Source organism: Bacteroides sp. AM37-9, assembly GCF_003603455.1.
Taxonomy (GTDB): Bacteria; Bacteroidota; Bacteroidia; order Bacteroidales; family Bacteroidaceae; genus Bacteroides; species Bacteroides xylanisolvens.
Genome location: NZ_QTNF01000009.1, coordinates 13776 through 35415, shown reverse-complemented (window position 1 = coordinate 35415; position 21640 = coordinate 13776). Strand labels below are relative to the sequence as shown.

General features: G+C 41.6%; 16 protein-coding genes. 3 read left to right on the top strand and 13 right to left on the bottom strand.

Annotation, left to right across the window (positions count from 1 at the left end; genetic code table 11):
- Positions 1-133: 133 nt before the first annotated feature.
- Together cysK and DW862_RS08235 are read right to left on the bottom strand one after the other, a co-directional pair.
- Positions 134-1081, bottom strand: coding sequence for a cysteine synthase A (gene cysK / locus DW862_RS08240; RefSeq protein ID WP_004317446.1), 948 nt, complete (start codon positions 1079-1081; stop codon positions 134-136).
- Between the two features lie 127 nt (positions 1082-1208).
- Positions 1209-2009, bottom strand: coding sequence for an alpha/beta hydrolase (locus DW862_RS08235; RefSeq protein WP_117809020.1), 801 nt, complete (start codon positions 2007-2009; stop codon positions 1209-1211).
- Between the two features lie 149 nt (positions 2010-2158).
- Here DW862_RS08235 and DW862_RS25850 point away from each other — a divergent pair, with 149 nt between their 5' ends.
- On the top strand, positions 2159-2395 hold the full coding sequence (locus DW862_RS25850; RefSeq protein WP_165861897.1) for a hypothetical protein: 237 nt from the start codon (positions 2159-2161) through the stop codon (positions 2393-2395).
- Between the two features lie 116 nt (positions 2396-2511).
- Positions 2512-2664, top strand: a complete 153-nt coding sequence (locus DW862_RS26310) for a glycoside hydrolase family 31 protein (RefSeq protein ID WP_233562197.1) — start codon at positions 2512-2514, stop codon at positions 2662-2664.
- A 160-nt stretch (positions 2665-2824) separates the two neighbouring features.
- On the opposite strand, the gene DW862_RS08225 is transcribed toward DW862_RS26310, so the two are convergent.
- From DW862_RS08225 to DW862_RS08190, 8 genes are read right to left on the bottom strand one after another with little or no spacing between them, the layout of a single operon-like run.
- Complete coding sequence (locus DW862_RS08225; RefSeq protein ID WP_117809021.1) at positions 2825-3628, bottom strand: DUF1961 family protein; 804 nt, start codon at positions 3626-3628, stop codon at positions 2825-2827.
- A gap of 24 nt (positions 3629-3652) precedes the next feature.
- Positions 3653-4900, bottom strand: coding sequence for a BACON domain-containing protein (locus DW862_RS08220; protein ID WP_117809022.1), 1248 nt, complete (start codon positions 4898-4900; stop codon positions 3653-3655).
- Between the two features lie 17 nt (positions 4901-4917).
- Positions 4918-6402, bottom strand: coding sequence for an alginate lyase family protein (locus DW862_RS08215; protein ID WP_117809023.1), 1485 nt, complete (start codon positions 6400-6402; stop codon positions 4918-4920).
- A 29-nt stretch (positions 6403-6431) separates the two neighbouring features.
- Entirely contained in the window at positions 6432-6743 is a 312-nt protein-coding gene (rhaM, locus tag DW862_RS08210; RefSeq protein ID WP_117809024.1) for an L-rhamnose mutarotase, read from the bottom strand.
- 34 nt (positions 6744-6777) lie between these two features.
- Positions 6778-8499: a RagB/SusD family nutrient uptake outer membrane protein gene (locus tag DW862_RS08205; protein ID WP_120067746.1), complete on the bottom strand. Its 1722-nt coding sequence runs from the start codon at positions 8497-8499 to the stop codon at positions 6778-6780.
- A 12-nt stretch (positions 8500-8511) separates the two neighbouring features.
- Complete coding sequence (locus DW862_RS08200) at positions 8512-11604, bottom strand: TonB-dependent receptor (protein WP_120067743.1); 3093 nt, start codon at positions 11602-11604, stop codon at positions 8512-8514.
- Positions 11605-11628: 24 nt separating this feature from the next.
- Positions 11629-12879, bottom strand: a complete 1251-nt coding sequence (locus DW862_RS08195; RefSeq protein ID WP_120067741.1) for an alginate lyase family protein — start codon at positions 12877-12879, stop codon at positions 11629-11631.
- 25 nt (positions 12880-12904) lie between these two features.
- Entirely contained in the window at positions 12905-14104 is a 1200-nt protein-coding gene (locus tag DW862_RS08190; RefSeq protein WP_120067738.1) for a glycoside hydrolase family 88 protein, read from the bottom strand.
- A 333-nt stretch (positions 14105-14437) separates the two neighbouring features.
- On the opposite strand from DW862_RS08190, the gene DW862_RS08185 reads away from it, so the two are divergent.
- On the top strand, positions 14438-18478 hold the full coding sequence (locus DW862_RS08185) for a two-component regulator propeller domain-containing protein (protein ID WP_243636458.1): 4041 nt from the start codon (positions 14438-14440) through the stop codon (positions 18476-18478).
- Between the two features lie 60 nt (positions 18479-18538).
- On the opposite strand, the gene DW862_RS08180 is transcribed toward DW862_RS08185, so the two are convergent.
- The 3 genes from DW862_RS08180 to DW862_RS08170 all read right to left on the bottom strand — a co-directional run bounded on the left by DW862_RS08180 (position 18539) and on the right by DW862_RS08170 (position 21625).
- Positions 18539-19333, bottom strand: a complete 795-nt coding sequence (locus DW862_RS08180; protein ID WP_117809030.1) for an endonuclease/exonuclease/phosphatase family protein — start codon at positions 19331-19333, stop codon at positions 18539-18541.
- A 61-nt stretch (positions 19334-19394) separates the two neighbouring features.
- Positions 19395-20774 (bottom strand): SMP-30/gluconolactonase/LRE family protein, encoded by a 1380-nt coding sequence (locus tag DW862_RS08175; RefSeq protein WP_117809031.1) that lies wholly within the window; start codon positions 20772-20774, stop codon positions 19395-19397.
- A 17-nt stretch (positions 20775-20791) separates the two neighbouring features.
- Positions 20792-21625: an endonuclease/exonuclease/phosphatase family protein gene (locus DW862_RS08170; protein ID WP_120067733.1), complete on the bottom strand. Its 834-nt coding sequence runs from the start codon at positions 21623-21625 to the stop codon at positions 20792-20794.
- Positions 21626-21640: the final 15 nt, after the last annotated feature.

Genomic DNA, 21640 nt, shown 5'->3' with positions numbered 1-21640 from the left:
CAGCCTCAAACGGCTGTTCAACCAAATTTAAACAACCGCTCCTCTTGATCCAAACGACCGTATGTCTACAACAAAAAGACAATCGTTTGAGCCCAAAGGAGCGGTTGTTTTTATCTGAAGGAAAGCGGCATTATTACAAAGGATATTCCTCAAAAGCATACAAAATGGTAGACAAATAACGTTCACCTGTATCGGGTAATAATGCAACAATCATTTTCCCTGCATTTTCCGGTCGCTTCGCCAGTTCCGTAGCAGCATATACGGCTGCGCCTGAAGATATGCCTACCAACAAACCTTCCTGTTTGGCTAATTCACGACTCGTACGAATGGCATCGTCATTCTGCACCTGAATAATCTCATCTACGATAGAAGCCTTGTACGTTTTAGGAACAAACCCTGCACCGATTCCCTGAATCTTATGCGGACCTGGTTTTCCTCCCGAGAGTACCGGAGAATCAGAAGGTTCTACTGCCACGATCTTTATACTCGGATCACGCATCTTCAGCGCTTCCCCTACACCGCTAACTGTCCCGCCAGTACCTACTCCGGCCACAAAGATATCGACTTTCCCCTCGGTATCTCTCCATATTTCCAGACCGGTAGTCCGTAAATGCATGGCGGGGTTAGCAGGATTCTCAAATTGTTGTAAGATGACAGCTCCCGGAGTGACCGCTTTCAGTTCTTCAGCTTTGGCAATGGCTCCTTTCATACCATCTGCACCAGGAGTCAATACTAATTCCGCACCTAAAGCTTTCAGAAGATTACGCCGTTCGATGCTCATGGTATCGGGCATCGTCAAAATTAACTTATAGCCTTTAGCTGCCGAAACAAAAGCCAATCCCACGCCGGTATTCCCGCTGGTCGGTTCAATGATAGTTGCTCCGGGATGCAAAATTCCTTTCGTTTCTGCATCCTCAATCATAGCCAATGCTATGCGGTCCTTCACGCTTCCTGCCGGATTGAAAGATTCAATCTTTACAATCAGACGAGCTTTCAGGTCGTTACTTGTATTATAGTTACTAAGTTCCAATAACGGAGTGTTACCTACCAAATCCGTCAATTTTCTTGCTATCTTTTCCATATATATCTGTTTTAAATTTCTCTTGTTTTAATATATGACAAAGATAGTGCGGATTCTGTTCAGGGTAAATACCATATATGTGGTAAATTCATACCACATATATCTGACTTCTTGCCAGAACAATATATCATTTGAATCTCTTCACATAATCTGCAATCAGACAACATGCCGGGCCGAGTACCTGACCATGATCGAATCCTTGCATTTCATACAAAGTCACCTTCTTGTTACCTATACTTTTCAAGACAGCTTCTAACAACGCATTTTCTTCATATCTTGCCGCCATCTCCAAATGTTTATCTCCCGTAATCAACACGAGAGGAGCAGTTTCCTTGCGGGCCTTATTTACCGGAGCATACTCATCAACCACCGGAATACCGTCAGGCAAACCGCGTTCCTTACGAATAGTGAAATGTGTCACCGTCTGACCACTCACCGGAAGATAAGCAGCTACACTATCGGCATCTGCTCCGTATGCTGCCATGTACTTTTTATCCATTGCCAGAATCAACGAAAGATAGCCTCCCGCAGAATGACCGGAAACAAAAATGTGATCCTTACGACCACCATACTTCTCAATATTCTTGAAAACCCATGCCACAGCTTCAGCCGCATCTTCGATGTAAGCCGGATTCTTTGCTTTCGGACTCAAACGGTAATTCACCGCCACTACTGCAAACCCTTGTTCTCTCAATTCTTTGGGAATAAATTTATTTCCACCTTCCATACCACCACCGTGAAACCAGACAATAGTTGAGAAATCCTTCTTGTTTTCAGGATAATAAATATCCAGTTTACAACGTTCCAGACGATAGGTGTCCGTTTCGGAGCCAGAGACATAAGATATATCTTTGTTTGTGCGATAAGCATTTTGTGCTTGAGCAATGCAAGCACAAAGCAAAAAGAGAAGAAGGCAAATCTTTTTCATGATCTTATTTATTTCAGTATTTCTAATAAAATGCAATATTACGAAATCTTGATAAGAAATCTCACAATTTTTACTTATGTTTATAGCCTTACTTAGTGGAAAAAGCTACGTAAAAAGTCATATATAAATAAAATAATAGATTAATGACTATGAAGAAACTATTCATTTATCTTTTTATAATGACAGCGGGACTCCTGTCTGCCACACAAGTATCTGCCCAAAAAGAAATTGCTCCGGAAGTTATCAAACTGCAAAAGGGGGAGATTGAAAGCACTGGAACCTTACTCTGCCGAGGATTTCTTTCATCGCCTGCAGACGGTGATTCTTTCTCCGCAAGCAATGGTCAACGCATGGTACCTGCAATACGCCCCCTGACTACAATTTGACCGCGGCAAGAATGAACGAGGCGAGTTTCTGCCGGAAGCAAAGCAATATGAAGAGTATGTCCGCACGCTGATTAACCTTCATATGGAGCTGATTCCTTACCTTTATAAATGAACGCTTGCGCACTATCAGTGACCAATATATGATCGGGAGCGACCTGATGGTCACTCCCCTGTATGAGAATAAGAAATCACGGAAAGTTTATTTCCCGGAAGGGGTTTGGTACAACTTCAATACCAACGAAAAATACCGCGTGATGGTTACTTCATAAGAACCAACCTCACCGAAACGGGCTTTCTCTTCCACTTCTACCCAGTTGCCAAGAAAGTCAACAAGATCTGTGCTAGCATTTTCATCTTGTTTTATATTAAATTCAGGCTAAATTTACAGACTTATCACCAAACTCATATCATCAAAGATAGCTACAAGTATCATTTATCCAACTGATAAACTCTAAAATTTGCATACTTTGAATTACGAGTATACATTTGTCTTAAACCCACTCGCCCTTTATCTATCTTTGGAAAGGCAGAAGCATCAAAGTAAAAAGTCTTATCTTGGCCATCTCCCTTCACATTCATATACAAATTCGTTTCATATTTTATGAAAGTCAGATGATAAGTGACTCCAATCTTAAACAGACCCGTATTCAAATATTCAGGCTTCAGTTCCGTTCCTTCAAGTCCCTTCTCCCACTGAGGCATATACCGACGAGCACGAATATATTCAGGCTTATCTTCTGATGCAACTCCTGTTACTGCATAACTAATATGATAAGTATCCATATTATTGAAATACATACTCATCCGGGGAACCTTACGGAGTTCATTCCACTTGAATATATCTTTAACAAATGGTTTTCTTCCTGCCCCTTGCGCCTGAATATAGAGTATATTCACACAATAATACCCGGAAGAATCCAGCCTCGTAAAATCATATTCTATTTTCAAGTTCCCTTTGAATTCCTCTTTTGTCCACAATACCAAGTGATCGGCATCTACATAAGCTCTTCCGCCTGCATACATTTCCAGTCGCCCGTCTTTCTGGATTATCTTGGCATTTTCTCCATCCAGATGCCATTTCTCCGACCATGCATGTCGGAAATTATCTTCAAAAACCAGTTGTGCCGGTTTCTCTGATAATATATCGAATCGCTTTTGTTGCTCGTTTTGCTGCCCCCATACTATCCAACAGGGGCACAGCAAAAAGAACAAACCAAGAATCATCTTTTTCATCTTCCACTCCGTACTATAAGATTCCTATGGGTTCAGTACCAAACTCATATCATCTAAGAATGGCTGCTGATGTCCATTTCTTCTCCAGACAATATACACTTCTGTCTTTCCGACAGGCATAGTAAATGTATAAGATACTTTTTTATGCTCATCGGAACTACTCAAGACTCCATCAGAGGCGGCAACATATCCAAAAGTTACTTCCGGTGCCAATGGATTGGACAAATTCGATATATCAGCAGCATCAACAACGGCTCCCAACCTGATATTCCCAGTCTGTACCATATCTTTTTCCGGCGGAGTTTTATACCAGAAAGAGAATGTATACGATTTACCGGGTATCAATCCACTTAGTTTTCTCCATAACCAATTCAAGGAAGTTGCTTGCTCGTTATCGCGCATACGTAAGAATAAATATGACGCCCCGGTGCGAGGTGTAGGAGAACCTGCTGAAACCCTGATAGCGGTATTGTTAGCTCCAAATTTACCAATACCTTCCGTATTCGAGCCACCCCATTCTCCCAAAGCAGGCCAAAACTTGTTGGTAGTGATTCTTTCGAAGCTGTAATCTTCTTCCGGAGTGTCCAGTAAATTCACACCACCCATAGCTTCGGTCTGCTGTACGATTTCTACCGTTTTGATTAATCCTTGGGCTACAATGGTGATTATTCCTTCTCGAATTTCATCTCCTTCATTCGCGTCTACTACAAAATCCAGTGTGCCGTCTTCCAATCCAGAAGTCGCATTACTGAAAGAAATCCAGTCCACATCGACGGAAGCTTCCCATCTTACATTACAAACAAAGGATATAGCCTGGACACCTCCTTCGAAGCCTAATTTGACAGGATTCTTAGTAGTAATCTCCAATTGAGGAGTTGAAGTATCCCTATATTTCTGAGTGATACTTAACGTTTTCTTCAATTCACCGGCAACAAGGGTAATAGTTCCTGTCCTGTCTGCTCCTTCTTCATTCTTTGCAATCCGGGCATCTATCGTGGCGCTTTGGCTACCGCTTGTTTCATCCAATGTAATCCAGGATGCATCCGTAGATGCTTTCCAATCCAGATTACAAAGAAATTCTACTTGTACAGCTCCACCATACGTACTCAATCCGTCTATAGGCTCCGTTATTATATAAAGAGTCGGTTTGTTTTTCACTTCATCATTGTCATCACAAGACTGTAACAAACTGATGGCCAAAAGCAAAAGCCATATATACGTACCAGCTATCTTGAATGATTGGCTCAAATGGCATGAAATATGTTCTTTCATAATCTATCGCTTTTAAATTAGTTATCAATTACTACTGAAAGAAAGCGGGTGTATCCCAACAAATCCATATAAGATGATTCTCTGTTGAAGACACCAGAATTTATCAATTGCTTAACAGGTTCGCTATCCGGATAATACCGGAATCCCATTTCATACATACCCGGATTGTCCCCGGCTTTTGCAATACGCTCGGTTTCACCGCAATAGTATCCACCTTTGATGCACGAGTCCATCATCCTGTAATAATCGCTATAATATTCGAAAGAATAACGCAAGTTTTCTCCAGTCGGAGCTGTGTATGCAAATAAATCCAGACCATTATTATAACACATCCTCGCATTCACAGACAACAATGTCAGCGTTAAATGAGTATATTGCAGCCCTTTCAACGGTGCCGTATCATGACGATAGCGGTCGTAGATTTCACCTTTCACAGGGAGCGGAGCTCCTGCCTTTTCTCTTGGACAAGGAGTATCGCCATCCATAAATATACATCCGGCCAATAATTCATATACATCCCTCGGATTCGATGGATCATCTATGGCAAACTGAATCAATTCATCATTGTCTGTTACCAGCCCGAGCATCAAGAACCCCATCGTATGGGCTACGACATGATTCTGATAATACTGCTTATTAAAATAATCATTATTCTCCCATTTCTCCAGACTATTCATTCCCTCTTTATAGATTACTTGGAACCAATCGGTTATAATCTTCTTCGTCTCTTCATCCATGACATTCTCAGTCAACAACATATCATAAGCACAGAACATTGGATACATTCCTCTGGTGAGATACATGGCACTACCCGCATCCGCCACATAGGTGATGTTCCGGCATGCTTCAGCCCAAGCCTTTATAATCTCAATTGATTTTTGAGCGTACTTCTTATCTTGTGTGAACCAATAGGCCATAGCTAAATCCCGTGAGTTTGACCCGGGAGTATAAATAGCTGTAATAAACTGGGCGGGATCTTGTCCCGTATAAGGATTAGCTGTATAAGTAAGAGCTTTATTACAACGACTCATCAAGTTATTGTAAGTCCGGGTTATGTCCGCTGAACGATTTTCCTCAATCATACTTTTAATATTCAGCAATTCTTCTTTTGTATAAAGCAGAGAAGGATGCCTATGCTCAATATTAATCGTTTTTATAGATTGTACTACCTTTATTATTTCGGCATTACTTCCGCAAGTAATTGAAAGTTGGCCGATACGCTCCTTCTCTGATGTGTTTTTATCTACACTGATTCTGATAATAGCGTTCCCATTCCCTTCTGTCGGGCTCTCAAATTTTATCCATCCCACATCTGACGAGATAGTCCATTTATCATAGCAAATAAATTTAATCAATTCTTTCCCACCCACATATCCTATCTTGACAGAACTATCCGACACCATAGATATTTCCGTATTTTTTGCATCATCATTGCATGCTAAAAGCATCTGTGCCATTAGCAACAATGTCAGAATGATTGAATGCTTATATTCTATTTTCATAATCTATTTCATTTTGATTGTTTACATTCCTACTCCATATAAAATACTTCTTCCAATGAAATGCTTACCGGTGAATTGTCCGGATTGACTTCCATTATATCCGCCATATAATCCCACCATCGTTTCACAATCTCATTCTCTCCCATATCTTGTGAACCTGCACCGTTATTTTTTTGCACAGCATACAATATATTCGTTTCTTTATCCCAAAATATAGAATAGTCAGAGACACCGTTAGCTTTCAAAAGCTTTACTAACTCAGGCCATATTTCACTATGCCGTTTTTGATACTCTTTTTCAGATCCGGCTTTCAGATACATTTTAAATGCTTCTCTTTTCATCGTTTACTCAATTTGTTTGCAACTAAGACTAAATTCACCAACCCGGATTATTCGGTTTCAAAGCCGGATTTCGTTGAATCTCTTCACTGGGGATAGGCCATAAATAATCCCTGTCGGTAAACTTGCGTGTGAAACGAACTTCTCCAGTAAAATCTTTCTCTTGCCGATTGTTCAAGTATTGCACAGCTAGCCCCCAACGCCTCAAGTCACTGAAGCGATGCCCTTCACCGATAAGTTCTACCGCACGTTCCTTCATAATACGTTCGAACATTTCTTCCTTTTCGGTTACTTGTAACCATGCCGGACCACTATTCAGCCCCGGCATTTTGGTAGACTGTCTGTTTCGTACCTTATTCAATTCAACGATAGCCTTTTCCAGTTGATTATCCTCATTATAAGCCTCTGCCAACATTAACAATACATCTGCGAAACGAATGACGGGGAAATTAATAGGAGTATGATTACGATTCGTAATTGCTCCTCCCATGTCTTCAATAGGAACAAACTTACGGTAAAAATAAACATTCCATCCCCTGTCATTCTGTATAAAACCATTAGCTACGGTTGTTCCTGCTGCAATGGCATACAACTGTCTCTTAGCTCCCGTTCCTACAATATAGCCATTATAATAAGAATACGGAACTATCAGGGATTGCATCATTCTCGGATCCCTACCCCTATAGATATTACCTAATAATGCCGTATCCGGTATGGTTTCCAGTTTTTGCTTCGAGGAGTTCAACGTGGCCAGAAAAGCCTTTTTCTTCACTGCATCATTCTCATTATATCCCGGGATATGATTATTCCAATCGAACGGCTGACCATCCTTCTCCTCATATATATCTGCCAATGTTACAGATGGCATACAGGTGGCCCGACCTCCTCCATAAGAACCACGGGTTCCATATAAAGTGCACAATGCCATTCCATACAAATTATCAGTAGTACCCTTATTCTGAATGGCAAATATAGTTTCATTATCATTCGGAACCGGTCCTGCCGAAGTGAACAGGGCTGAATAATCCGGATACAATTTATAACCATACTGATTGGTTTTATTATAAACAATCTCCTCAAAATCTTCTATCGCCTTCTTCCAATCCTTCATATACAGATATGTCTTTCCACGCAAAGCATAAGCCGCGCCTTTTGTTGCCCTGCCATAATCAGACGCATCCCATTTGAGAGGAAGATTCGTTACGGCAAATGTCAGGTCTTTAATGATAAACGCCCATACTTCTTCTCTGGAACTACGAGGCAACAACATTTCATTGAATGACTCGGAAACTTCCCAACTTTCATCGTAAACAGGTACTCCCCCGAAAAAGTCTGCCAGATGGAAATAATACAATGCCCTCAAGAAACGGGCTTCACCTAGAATACGATTCTTTACCGTCTCGTCAATTGCCATGCCCGACACATTCTTGATAACCGTATTGGCACGTTGAATACCATCATATGTATCTTGCCAGTTTTGCACAAGAAAATCATAGGCACCGTTATAAGTCCCTTGCTCAACCGGGCCGCCAGGCCCCTGAGCAATATCAGAATAAGTATCCAATAACGGCATATATCCATATGCCCCATTATTCTTTAACTGGGCATATACTCCCATCACTCCCGACTTGGCATCAGCCTCGGTTTTCCAATAGTTGCCTTGAGCCACTTTATCGTAGGGAGCCACATCCAAATCATAACAGCTGCTCAACCCCAATATCAGGGAAAATGCTGCAACAATATATTTTGTTGTTTTCATAATAATAGTTTTTTAAAATACCACATTTACACCCACCGTCATTTGTTTCATCGTCGGATAAGTTGTTCCGTTTATTTCCGGATCGATACCTTTGTAAGAAGTAAACGTCAGCATATTCTCCAAGCTCGTATATATGCGAAGCTGTGATATATCCAGCCTCTGAAGGAGTTTCTTCGGAAGTTTATAACCAACCTGAACATTCTTCAAACGCAAATACGATTTATTATGCACCCAAAAATCGCTCGGCTGAGTATTCTTTGTATCCAAGTTCGTAAGTAATCTCGGATATTTGGCATCGGTTCTCCCTTCCCTCCAAGCACCTTCGGCGATTTCTTTGTTTATCACACTTCCGTAATCAATACATCCTCTATAGAACTTATCTTGCCAATATCTTTTTATCCCGGCATTGCCCTGAAACAAACAGGCAAAATCGAATCCATTCCACTCTGCTCCGAATGAGAATCCATAGGTGAAGCGGGGAGCGAGGCCATGTCCTACCGCATATTTATCATTGTCATCGATGATTCCGTCACCATTGATATCCTTATATAAGAAGTCTCCTTTTTGCGGAGTTCCATACGAGGCGAACGGATTGACACGTTGCCCGGTAGCAGGATCAATAGGCGCATCCTTAATCATCTTCTCGACAAATAACATATCTTCATCTGTTTGAAGAATACGGTCAACAGCCAGCACATATTGGATATTGATAGGATATCCTTCCTGAATCATGTTCGTTCCCGTTATCGACCTTTCTTCTCCCTTGAAACGCGTCACTTCATTGTCTATGAAGGTAAAATTACCTCCCACAAAATAATCGACCTTTCCAATCTTATGATTCCACTTCAAGTTCATCTCGATACCTTTGTTTCTGACTCTCGCAGCATTTTGTGTAGGAATGGACGCATTCCCGACAAGTAACGGTGCCGGAAGGTCGATAAGAATATCACGAGTATCTTTATTGAAGACATCAATCGTTCCATCCAGTTTCGAACCGAAGAGATTGAAATCAAGCCCGATATTAGTAACATAGGTCGTTTCCCAAGACACCATCGCATTGGCCAGTTGTGTTTGCGCCAATCCTTGCATGACAGCATTTCCCAAGATATAATTATCCTTGTTGTATACAGACTGGTATTCATAATTATCTACAGCATTATTACCCAACGCTCCCCACGAAAATCTCAACTTCATCATATTGATCCACTTGACAGACTTCAGGAAATTCTCCTCTGATATGCGCCAACCTAAAGAGAATGAAGGGAATGTCCCCCATCGGTGATTCTTATGGAAACGGGAAGAGCCGTCGCGACGTATGTTTCCTTCGAATAGATATTTATCCGCCCATGACAAATTGATTCGCCCAAAATAAGAACGCATCACCCAATCGGTTGCCGCCCCGCTAGTCTCCGAATCACCGGTAGCACCATTTATTACAGAGAGGTTATCAGCAAGAAGATCGTAGCGCTTAGCTTCAAACCATTTCACATTGTCTTTCTCCTGACTGGCGCCTGCCAACACTCCTACATCCAGCTTGTCAAAGAATGTTTTTTGAAAACGCGCAACTACATCCGCCACATGATGCGTGTTTGTCCAGTTCTTATTCCTCACATACGTTTTGCCAGCAGCCAGTTGCGTTATCGTATTAGTCTGAAAACTCCAACGGTCAGCATAATCAGGGGTTTCTTCTTCTTGTGTGTTATTGCGACGGTAGGTATAGGATGCTTCTATATTTAACCCTTTGAAAACTTTTATATTTCCCCAAAACCGGGAAGTGATATTATTAACTTCTATATTTCCCTGATACATGTTCAAATGATAAAGAGGGCTCTGCACCTGCTGGTTCTCTTCCGGATTTTCAACAGCCCCATACCTGCCGTCGGGATGACGATAAACAATACCCGGATTAGCTATCTTGTCAAATAATGAACTCATATATTTAGACCCCATCTCAGCATCCGACTTGAGCCCGCTGATATTCATACCTAACGTTATCCAAGGTTTCAATTCTGCATTCACATTAAGACGGGCTGAAAATCTCTCATAGGCCGAATTCTCCACAATACCCGGATTGTTCAGGTAGGCAACAGAACCGAAAGCTTTCAACTTCCGGTTTCCAACCGAGAATGACAAATTATGGTTAGTAGATACCCCGGTTGAGAATATTTCATCTGCCCAATTTGTGTTTGGATATAGATAAGGCTCATTGGGATGTACACGCCATTCTGCTATTTTCCGTTCCGAATATACAGGCATTGCAGTGGGGTCAACATTATATGCCGCCTCATTGTAATATTCCATATAATCCGCATAGTTATTCACAGTCTTAATTGTATTAGAAGGCTTTTGAAATGAAACATATCCATTGTAAGAAATAGATGCCTTACCCTCCGAACCTTTCTTGGTAGTTATAAGAATAACTCCATTAGCTGCCCTTGAACCGTAAATAGCTGATGAGGAAGCGTCTTTCAACACGGAAATAGATTCCACATCCTGCGGATTGACTTCGTTGATATTGCCTTCCGCCCCATCAATTATAACGAGCGGAGAAGAGTTGTTCAGTGTTCCCTGCCCCCTGACAAGCAATGTTGCTCCATCATTATTAGGACGGGCCGAACCCTGATTGACATATAATCCGGAGCTCAATCCTGCCAAACCGGTCGATAGGCTTGTCATCGGACGGCTTTCGGCCTGTTCTATCAGATTCACAGTAGATACCGAACCAGTTAGATTCACCTTTTTTTGGGTGGCGTAGCCCACCACCACAACTTCCTCCAATGCCTTGCCGTCTTCTGTCAAAATAATGGTTGCACCATTAGCCTTTGATGCTTCCATTTCCTGTCGGGCATATCCTATATACGAAAATAGGAGTACATCTTTCTCTTGAGCCCTTATGGAGAACAAACCGTCCATATCAGTGATAGTACCAGTCTGTTGTCCTTTAATCCGAACCGTAGCTCCAATCATGGGCTCGTTGTTTCCATCCACCACTTTCCCGCTTATATTCAATGGTGACTGCGCCCAAATACCATATATAGGTATCATGAGCATGAATATAATCATATAAAATGAACATATTCGTTTACTGATGTCTTTCTGTTTCATAGATATTGATTATTAAAGATAATTTTATTCAATACAACGCCCGTGAGTAAGCAATACCGGCCCTAACAAATGTAGTTTTCGAGAAGCACGTTCATTTTTACGTAAAACCTCATTAAAGATTTTCTCTTCAGGATAACGCGCATGTGCCACTTCCCATAAAGTGAAAACAGCCTGGTCATTATGATTAATCCAGGAATCCTCCCCCTCATAAAACCCTCCTTTTATAGAAGCATCTTTTGTAATATAGAAATCGGCATAAAATAACAGAGGAAGCTTAATATTCTCACCTGCTGGTGCTACGTAATTATAAAGGTCGAATCCGTTCAGTCGCCCCATTTCTGCTGTTATCATCATCAAATTGGTTGATAATCCGACATATTGCAATGCCCTGTTCGGTTTTGTGGTATATCCGTGGTGAGTCAGAACGAAATGCCTGTACCTGTCCATTATTTCTCCATCATGAGTGGCCCAACTACCTGGCTCACCAACGTAAGGGGGTTGTCCATTCATCAGAATCATGCCTTCAATCACATTCTTTGCATTACGCGGATTATTTTTTCCATCGTATGCATAGTTCACCAGCTCATTGTCGCGCAGAATGATACCGATAGACATAAGACCTACCACTTCTGCAACAATGTGATTCTGATAGTACTGTTTTCCAAAATAGTCGTTCTCATGCCATCGTCTGGCTCCCTCCTTTATATGAGGAAGTAATATTCTAAGCCAGTCTTTAAATTGCTTTTGCTTATCTTTATCAATCAGATTGTCCGCACAAAGCAAATCATAAGCATACAAAAAAGCAAATATTCCGCGGGATACTAACATTCCGGTATTAGGATAGGATTTATCGGGATCAAAATAAGCGCCTGCCACATCCTTAGGTGAGGACCATTCATCAATGATTCTAATAGCCTTGCCTGCATAACGCCTATCCTTGGTTATCTGATAACCAATCGCTAAATCACGAGCCGCTGATCCATCACGTATTGCAGCATTATAAAATGACATGCTGACATCCCCCCGATAAACTTTCGTTTTCCATTTTTCATCCGCATAACCATCGATCTCATTTTTCAGATTCTCCCAAGCTGTTTTCCAAGGCTCAATACCGGAAAGGGCATTTCCACGCATTAAATCAATATCCGCATTCGATAAAATCAGGCGGGGATGTTCCTTGTTTATCTTTATAGAATTGCTTTGGGCAAAAGATTGCACTACAACGACGGTCGTCAGTAACAATAGAAACTGCATCTTCATCAACTTGTTTTTCATATAGTAATGATTTTAATTAAGAACTCTATTCTTTCAAACACATAGCCCTGTATCTCATTAGTGCTTCCACAAAATAATAATCGGCATAAGTCAAGGGTACATCTACTTCACTGTTTTGAGGTAAGAAACCTACACTATGTTTAAGTATAAAATTAGCATTCTCTCCCGGCTTTGCCAGATATTCGTCCGAAGCCAACGTTTTAAGTTGTGTTTCAGCAACAGCGATATAGTCTTGCCCGGTTGCTTTGTCCACATAGCCCGACAACTCCAACAAGGCAGACGCCATGATAGCAGCAGCCGAAGCATCTCTCAAGACATTCGGAACGCCAGGGTCGTCAAAGTCCCAGTAAGGAATCTTATCCTGCGGCATCTTCGGGTGGTTAATCAGGAACCGGGCGATATGCCTGGCTTGTTCCAGATAGCGTGGTTGTTTCGTCTCCCTATACATCATCGTATATCCGTATAATGCCCAGGATTGTCCCCTGCTCCATACCGACTCATCAGCGTATCCTTGCCATGTACATTTCTGGAGTGCATTTCCACTTATCGTGTCATAGTTCACCACATGATAGCAGCTATAATCCGGTCTGAAATGATTCGCCATTGTTTTGTCAGCATGAGAGATTGCCATATCGTAGAAACTCTTGTCACCTGAGAACTCTGTCGCACGGCAGAGCAGTTCAAGATTCATCATATTATCAATGATTACGGGAAACTGCCAATGCAAAGTTCCCGGATGACTCCATGAACGCGTGCATCCTACGGCTGAACGATAGCGCGTAGATAACGACCGGGCGGTCGTAGTAATTATATCAATACAGGAAGTATCACCCAATAACCGGTATTTATTCCCGAAAGAACAGTTAATCATAAAGCCGACATCATGATTGTCCTTATTATACTTCTGAATCTCCACTCTGTCACTCATCCTGGAAGCCATGTCCTTTAGTTGCTCGTCTCCGGTATATTCATATAAGTACCAAAGAGTTCCGGGATAAAAGCCGCTCGTCCAGAAATAAGAGTCCGAGGTTTCAAGCCCCCCGTTTTTATCCACCGAACGGGGTAACATCTCCGGAATAGAATCCATGACAGCGTACATATGCTTATATTGTTCTACCGCCCGATTCAAGGCATAATCGACAACGTGTTCCATAGAAGGTTCCGGAGTTGTTACACATCCTGATACCATAAATGAGAGCAGGCATATCACCACATAATTTTTCATATTTTCTTTGCTTATAATTTGGGGTATATTAAAAATTAAAAGATTCATCCAAAGGCTTTCGCTTGACAACAAGAGCAAAAGTAGGAGATTACGGGAAGCAGTATTGGATAAAAAAGTACCAAAGGTTCTACAATTTTGTTCATATCCCTGTTACAAACCGCTTTTTGTTTCATTATCTCAAAAAATAACGATACATTTGTAATTATCGAACCTGCCATCAGATATAAGATGTATAATAAATAGTCCCCCACTATATAAATCCCTAAGATGAATTTCAAAACTAAATATAGGAAGTTCCAAAAACAATAGAAACTTAATTAACGCTTTTAATATATGGCTGAACATAACAGACTGGTTGCTATTATATTTATGCTGGTTGCGTGCATTTCATCCGCCGTTGCGTCCGAAACGGTAAACTTTCAGCATTTGTCACTTAATTCAATGTTTCCCCAGATAACCATCAACGGACTTTATCAGGATGAGTCCGGTGTCTTGTGGATCGGAACTAAAGACGGCGTGAAGAAGTATAACGGAAATTATATCGAGTCTGTCAACTTCATGGGAATAAATAACTGGATACAGTCCAACCTTGTTCCGACAATTTGTGGAGACAAGAAAGGGCATTTATACGTCAATACGGATTACAGCATCATTGAATATGACCTGATAAAAGAGGAAAGCCGTATCATATTCAGCCAGCCGAACACACAGATATTGCCGTCCATCGCTTTCAACTACGGCATCAACTCTCTATGGATCGGTTTACTGGACAGTGTCTATAATTATAAGGAAGGAATATGCCAGGCCAAATACAAAATTGACAGTAATAACCTGAGTATTTCGTCATTGAAAGAAGCATCTGACAAAATGCTATATATCGGAACCAAACATGACGGTGTATTTTCCATCGACCCATCAGGCAGGCAGCAGAAAGTACTGACCACCCGCAGCGAAATTATATCAATAAACGAAGACAGCCGGAACAACATCTGGGTGGGCACTCTGAATGAGGGGTTATTCAAATTAACTCCGTCGGGAGATATCGTCCAATATACGGAACCTACCTTAGCCAGTAACTATGTAAGGACAGTATGCGAAGATAACAATGGAAATATCTGGGTAGGAACCATGTTGGGATTGAACGTCATAAACCCGAAAACAGGTGATATCAGTTTTTATGGTCTGGAGAAAGAAGGCAGTGCGGGATTGAGTAACCTCTCTGTCTGGATTATAATGAAGGACGACCAAGGCACGATGTGGTTCGGCACTTACTACGGTGGGCTGGACTACTACAATCCGCACACCGACATTTTCGAATACAATAATCTGAAACTGGGACACGCCGGAATCGGGCCTGTAATCAGCAAAATTATAGAAGACAGGACGGGGCGTCTATGGATAAGCACAGAAGGGGGCGGCCTGGTGTCTTACCTGCCCGCAACCAATGACTATGCATATTACACGAAAGAGAATCATACAATATCTCACAATAATGTCAAGACTCTGTATTATGATGATGCGTCCAATACCATATGGATAGGAACTCATCTCGGCGGACTTTGCAGCTACTCAATTGACAAAAAAGAATTCAAACATTTCACTATTGATCCGTCCGACCACACAAAACGCTCAGAAATCGTTCAAGCTATCATCCGCCACAAAAATATCTTATATCTGGGTACGCTCTCAGGTGTATATTATATGAATCTGGAAGATTACAGCATCAAGAAAATATCTCTTCTAGACAAATACATCTATGCCGTAAATTCATTGATGATAGACAACCAGGACAACCTGTGGATTGGGGGAAATAATCTGTGTTACTACAGCATCAAACAAAACTATGTACGTAGCCTCGACAAATATCTAGCCCAAATCACCGCTTCTTCAAAGAATACCATAACATCTCTTATCCAAGACAACGACAATCGTATCATAGCTACAACATTAGGCGCAGGTATTCTTATTTATTATCCGGCTCAGGACAGGCTCGAACAGATAAACAGCAAGAATAGTAATCTCGACAGCGATTATCTGAGTGCTGTTTATCCCTTATCCGACCACCAGCTTCTAGTCACCAGCGCAAACGGCTTGTCCTATATCGACCTCAACACAAAGAGAAGCTACAATTATAAATCGCAGAACAAGTTCGTCCTTCCGTCAATGATTCCGGGCGACATTATGAAAACCAGTGATAACCGCATCGTCATGGGGGGAATAAACGGTCTTGCTATAATTTCCGAAAGTAACCTGTTTCCGGAAAGTCTGCCTACTAAGATGTTTTTCTCCAAACTATTCGTTAACAACAAGGAAGTAGCGGCAAACGATTCTTCACGGATATTACCCCAATCTCTTTTCGCAACGGACCACATCAAACTGAAACATCACGAAAATAACATATCCGTCGAAATCGGAACCAATGACTTCGTTAATCTCGGACAGTCCAAATATCAATATAAACTGGATGGGTATAGCCATACCTGGATTGAACTTCATCCCCAGAAATCAATCAACTACATGAACTTACCTTATGGAGATTATAAGTTAAAAGTAAGAAACATCTCTTTTAAGGATGAAGCCGAACTTAATGAAATCAGTCTCGGGATTACGATTATCCCCCCGGTTTATGCCACCTGGTACGCTTATCTCTTATATACATTACTGATATTATCCGTCATCGTCAGCATCGCCTATTTCTACCGTTCCAAGTTATTGCTAAGAAACTCACTGGAACTTGAAAGACGGGACAAACTGCAAAAAGATGCGATAAACGAATCCAAGATGCGTTTTCTCGGGAACATATCACATGAGTTAAAAACACCTATTGCGCTGATATCCGGGCAACTGGAGCTTATCCTTATGTCCAATTATTCATTGCCAACCATTCAGAATAGTTTGCGTGAAGTACACAACAGGGCTGCCAAAATGGGAGCTTTGATAAACGAACTTCTCGATTTCCTGAAATACAACAAGGAGAATTTCTCATTAAGAATCAAGCAGCAGGATATAGTGCTATTCACACAAGAGATATATGATTCTTTCGTCAGTTATGCCGAATTAAAGAATATACATTTCAATTTTGTGTTCGACCAAAAGAGCCGGTACGCGTGGTTTGACGAAGTTCAGCTACAAAAGGTATTCAATAATATCCTGTCGAATGCTTTCAAGTTCACTCCGGAAAACGGAACGGTCGAGATAAAAATAACCTCATCGGATTCTTCTGTAATTATAACTTTCACCGATTCCGGCATCGGAATCCCCAAAGATATGACCGGACGAATCTTTGAACGTTTCTTCCAGGTGAATAACTCCGTAAACAGAGAATTATCCAATACCGGAACCGGCATAGGATTATCGCTGTCACTCAACATCGTAAAAGCCCATCACGGACAAATAACAGTGGAAAGTGAAGAACACAAAGGAAGTTCGTTCATCGTTGAACTACCCGTCGGCAAGGAGCACTTCAAGGAAGACAAAAATGTCACTATTATAGAAGATGAAGGGAACAAGGAAATTATCAACAACGCTATAAGCATAGAAAGCGAAAAAGAAAACCTGGAAGATTTCATCGCACAGCAAAAAAAGGACTTCGACCATTCATCTACCTTGCTTATCGTTGAAGATGATGATGAATTGCGGAAACTGCTTATAGAGATATTTGAACCTATTTTTGAAATCTTTGAGGCCAAGAATGGTGAAGAGGCATTTAAGATTGCACAGTTAAACTCACCGGATCTTATTTTATCAGACGTCATGATGCCCGGTATTTCCGGCATAAATCTCTGCGCAAGAATAAAATCTCACTTTGATACCAGTCACATACCGGTCATCCTGCTCACTGCACTAAGCAGTGTGGAACATAATATTAAAGGTCTGAATTGCGGGGCTGATGATTATATCACTAAACCTTTTAATATCAGAATCCTAATCGCCAAATGTATTAACCTACTAAATAACAGACGAAAATTACAAGAACGATACAGAGCATTAGAAAACAGCAGTGCGGAACAACTGACTGATAACAAACTCGACCAAGATTTTATCGACCAGATAATAAGAATTGTACAAACCAGACTGGAAAAAGGAAGCGGAGATATTAACGTCACACTGCTATGTGCTGAGTTAGGGCTGAGCCGGACAAAGTTATTCCTAAAAATGAAGAAGGTTACAGGTGAATCCCCTCATTCCTTTATCCAAAATATAAAGCTGAAAACTGCCGCTAAAATGCTTCGGAAAAATGAAGAATACAACATTAGCGATATTAGTTTTCAGCTAGGTTTCAGTTCATTGAACTATTTCGGGAAAAGCTTCAAGGAGTATTTCGGGATGTCTCCTACTGCTTATCGAAAGGTTCATCAAGAACAAAAAGAATAATGCTGCTTTACAAGAATTCGGTTTATATAAAAAGAATCATAAGCATGTCAGAACACCCTCTTATTTGATAAGATAAGTAGCCACTACCGGATAATGGTCTGATTCCTTATCCGCCCAATAACAAACATTATACGCCTTCACCGTAAAAGCCTCGTTTGGCGCATAAATCAACCAGTCACATGCGTAAGCCGGACTTGGAACGGGTACTGTCCATGGAGCACCATCACTCAAACAATTTACGGTGAAATACTTTTGAAAAGCAGCCATGGTAGCAGAACCACGGCGGGAATTCAAATCTCCCCCCAAGATAACAGGTTTATCCAGTTGCTCCACACACGCAAGAATTTCATCAACCTGTTTCAGACGGGCAGCATCTTCGTATTTATGGTCCAGATGTGTCGTAGCGAAATAGAATTCTTTGCCTTCCTTCGCAACTTTCACATAGCCGAAAGAACGGACATAATCGCCTTCTTTCAGTACACTCAACTTAAAACTCTTTTCCTCGGAAACCGGATATTTGGAAAGAATCACATTTCCGTAATCTCCGCCAGTCGGAATATCGAGCGCATGGGCAAAATAATAATATTTCATCCCCGTCAGTTCCGACAGTTTTTTCGGAGTATCCCAAGGGTTAATCTCCGTGTTTCTTTCTATTTCCTGGAGTGAAACGATATCCGGGTTCTCTTTTTTAATGACTTCGGCTATCTTATCAATTCCTTGTTTACGACCGCTATACGTGTTGTAAGTCATAGCTTTTACTGTGACCTCTTTCGGTTTTGTCACAGGTTTCTGTGCCGTTGAGGGTTGTAACAAACAACACAATAGAAACAATGAAATGCATATTCTAAAATTCATATACGACCAATTAATAAGTGAATGTTATCCTGAAAAACAATCTTTTCTACCTGATACAAAATTAATCCTTTTCTATCTTACGAATCTTATGATTCCAATAATCTGAAATATACAATGCTCCGTCCGGACCGAACTGTACACCTTCCGGATGGTTGAATTGCGCTTTATCCAACGGACCGTCCGTCGTACCGGAAGTGCCCGTACCTGTGTAATTTGTCAACATGCCGTCAGGGGTGATTTTCGCTATACGATGCTTTTTGCGGACTGCTACATAAATATTTCCCTCTTCATCCAAATCCATCTGGCAAGGCTCTTCCAGTTTGGCTTCATTTCCCTGACCTTCTGTAAAACCTGCTTTCTCATACTGCCCTACCCAAATATGGAGATTAGAGAATTCGCCTGTCAACATGTCGTAATCCCCTTTATAAATCACATCTTTTTCCTGTGAACTCATATACACGGTAGTTCCTGCCTTGTCAAAAAGAATACAGCGGATTTTTACTTTCGCCGCATTTTTATCTTCTGCATCGGGAAGTTGCACACCGGTTGCCACCATCGTATTCTGCTCCGGGTCATATTTGTAAATCATGGCATTTCCATGAGCTACGGAGAAAACCTCTCCCGTGACAGGATGCACACCTACATTAGTAACTCCATTTCCCAAAGAGGGAGTGACTGACCATATTGCAGACAGATTAGCAGCATCATACTGATGCGTATCATTGCTCCATGGCATTGTTGCAATATGCGCATTGCCCGAAGCGTTGGCATCATTGGACAAGAATAAAGTATTGCCATCCGATGAGAAAGCGATATTCATCATTCTGAATACAGTTCCACCGGTTCCATCTCCGCGTAAGAAAGTAGCGACCTGATTATTTTTCGCGATACGGATATCACGGTCATCATCTTCCACGATATACAAAGCACCTTCCTTATCGAAAGCGATAGAACCCGGTTTCCAAAGAACCGCTTCCATGAGGGCCCCCTCTTTCTTCTCCGTTTTTGCGGAAGGAACATAACTGCCGATATAAGTACTTACAATAGGAGACTGAGAATACTCAAACTCCGTTTTATATGTCAGTTCTTGCGCAGCTTCTCCCTGACCGATATACACTTTCACCGGACCGGAGCCGGAACCTCTCTGTACATTGGCAGTAATAATATTCCCCAACGCACCCGTCACTTCGGCGTCCACCCCGTTGACTGTCACGCGGATATTATCCAAATCCGTGCCGAAATGCGTACCGTATAAAGTCAGGCTTGTAGACTTCCCACCGGCTGTCGGTGTGTACATAGTGATTTTGGGAGTGGCCTCGCCCTCACCTATTTCAGGCGTCATATCCTGCCGGTTCTCATCCTCGCAAGCGGCAAAACCGACTGACGCAAACATCAGGGAATAGATAGAAAACCGTTTCAAATGAAGTATCAATGTTTTCATGTTTCTGTCTTTTTAGGTTAATCGTTTATACTAAACGTAGCTACCACCGGAAAGTGGTCTGATTCTACATAAGCATCATAATGCACATCATAGGCTTTCGGAGACATTCCTTCATCCGGAGTGTACAATACGAAATCAATCGCTTTCACCGGAACGGGCGTTCCCGTTGTCAGTCCATAGTTCCCGTTCAAGCAACCGATTTCAAAACGTTCATACAATATCTTCATCGGGCCGGAGTCGGCTAAAGCATTGAAATCACCAGTCAATATCATTGGCTCATCCAAGCCCTTTGTCTTTTCGATAATCGTTGTAGTCTGGTTGATACGGTTAGTTTCGTTGCCCACATGAGACAGGTGCGTCACTCCGAAATAGAAATCCTTTCCATCTTTTTCTGTTTTCACTACGCCCATCGAACGCGGGTAGACATCTTCCACTGTCTCTATTCTCGGCAAATCATAATTCACTTCATCACTTATCGGATATTTCGAGAGAATCAGGTTTCCATACTCGCCGCCGTCCACATCACGGGTTTTGACAAAGAAAGCATAAGGCATTCCGGTCACTTCTTTCATCAGGGCGATAATATCCGCTTTCTCCACCTTGTTAGTCTTCGTCTCAAACTCCTGCAAACCTGCCAAGTCCGGATTTATCTTTTTAATCACTTGGGCAATCGCTTCCATTCCCTTTTTCCCGGAATAAGCTTTCTGCCCGCTATATATATTGTAAGACATGACTTTTACCAATACCCCGTCCTTTTCGTCCGGCGGGGTCACACCGTCATCGTCCGAACTGCAACCGGCAAACAAACCGCCCGCCAACAGTAGCAGTAATAAATAGAATTTATATTTCATTGTTACCTTCTTTTT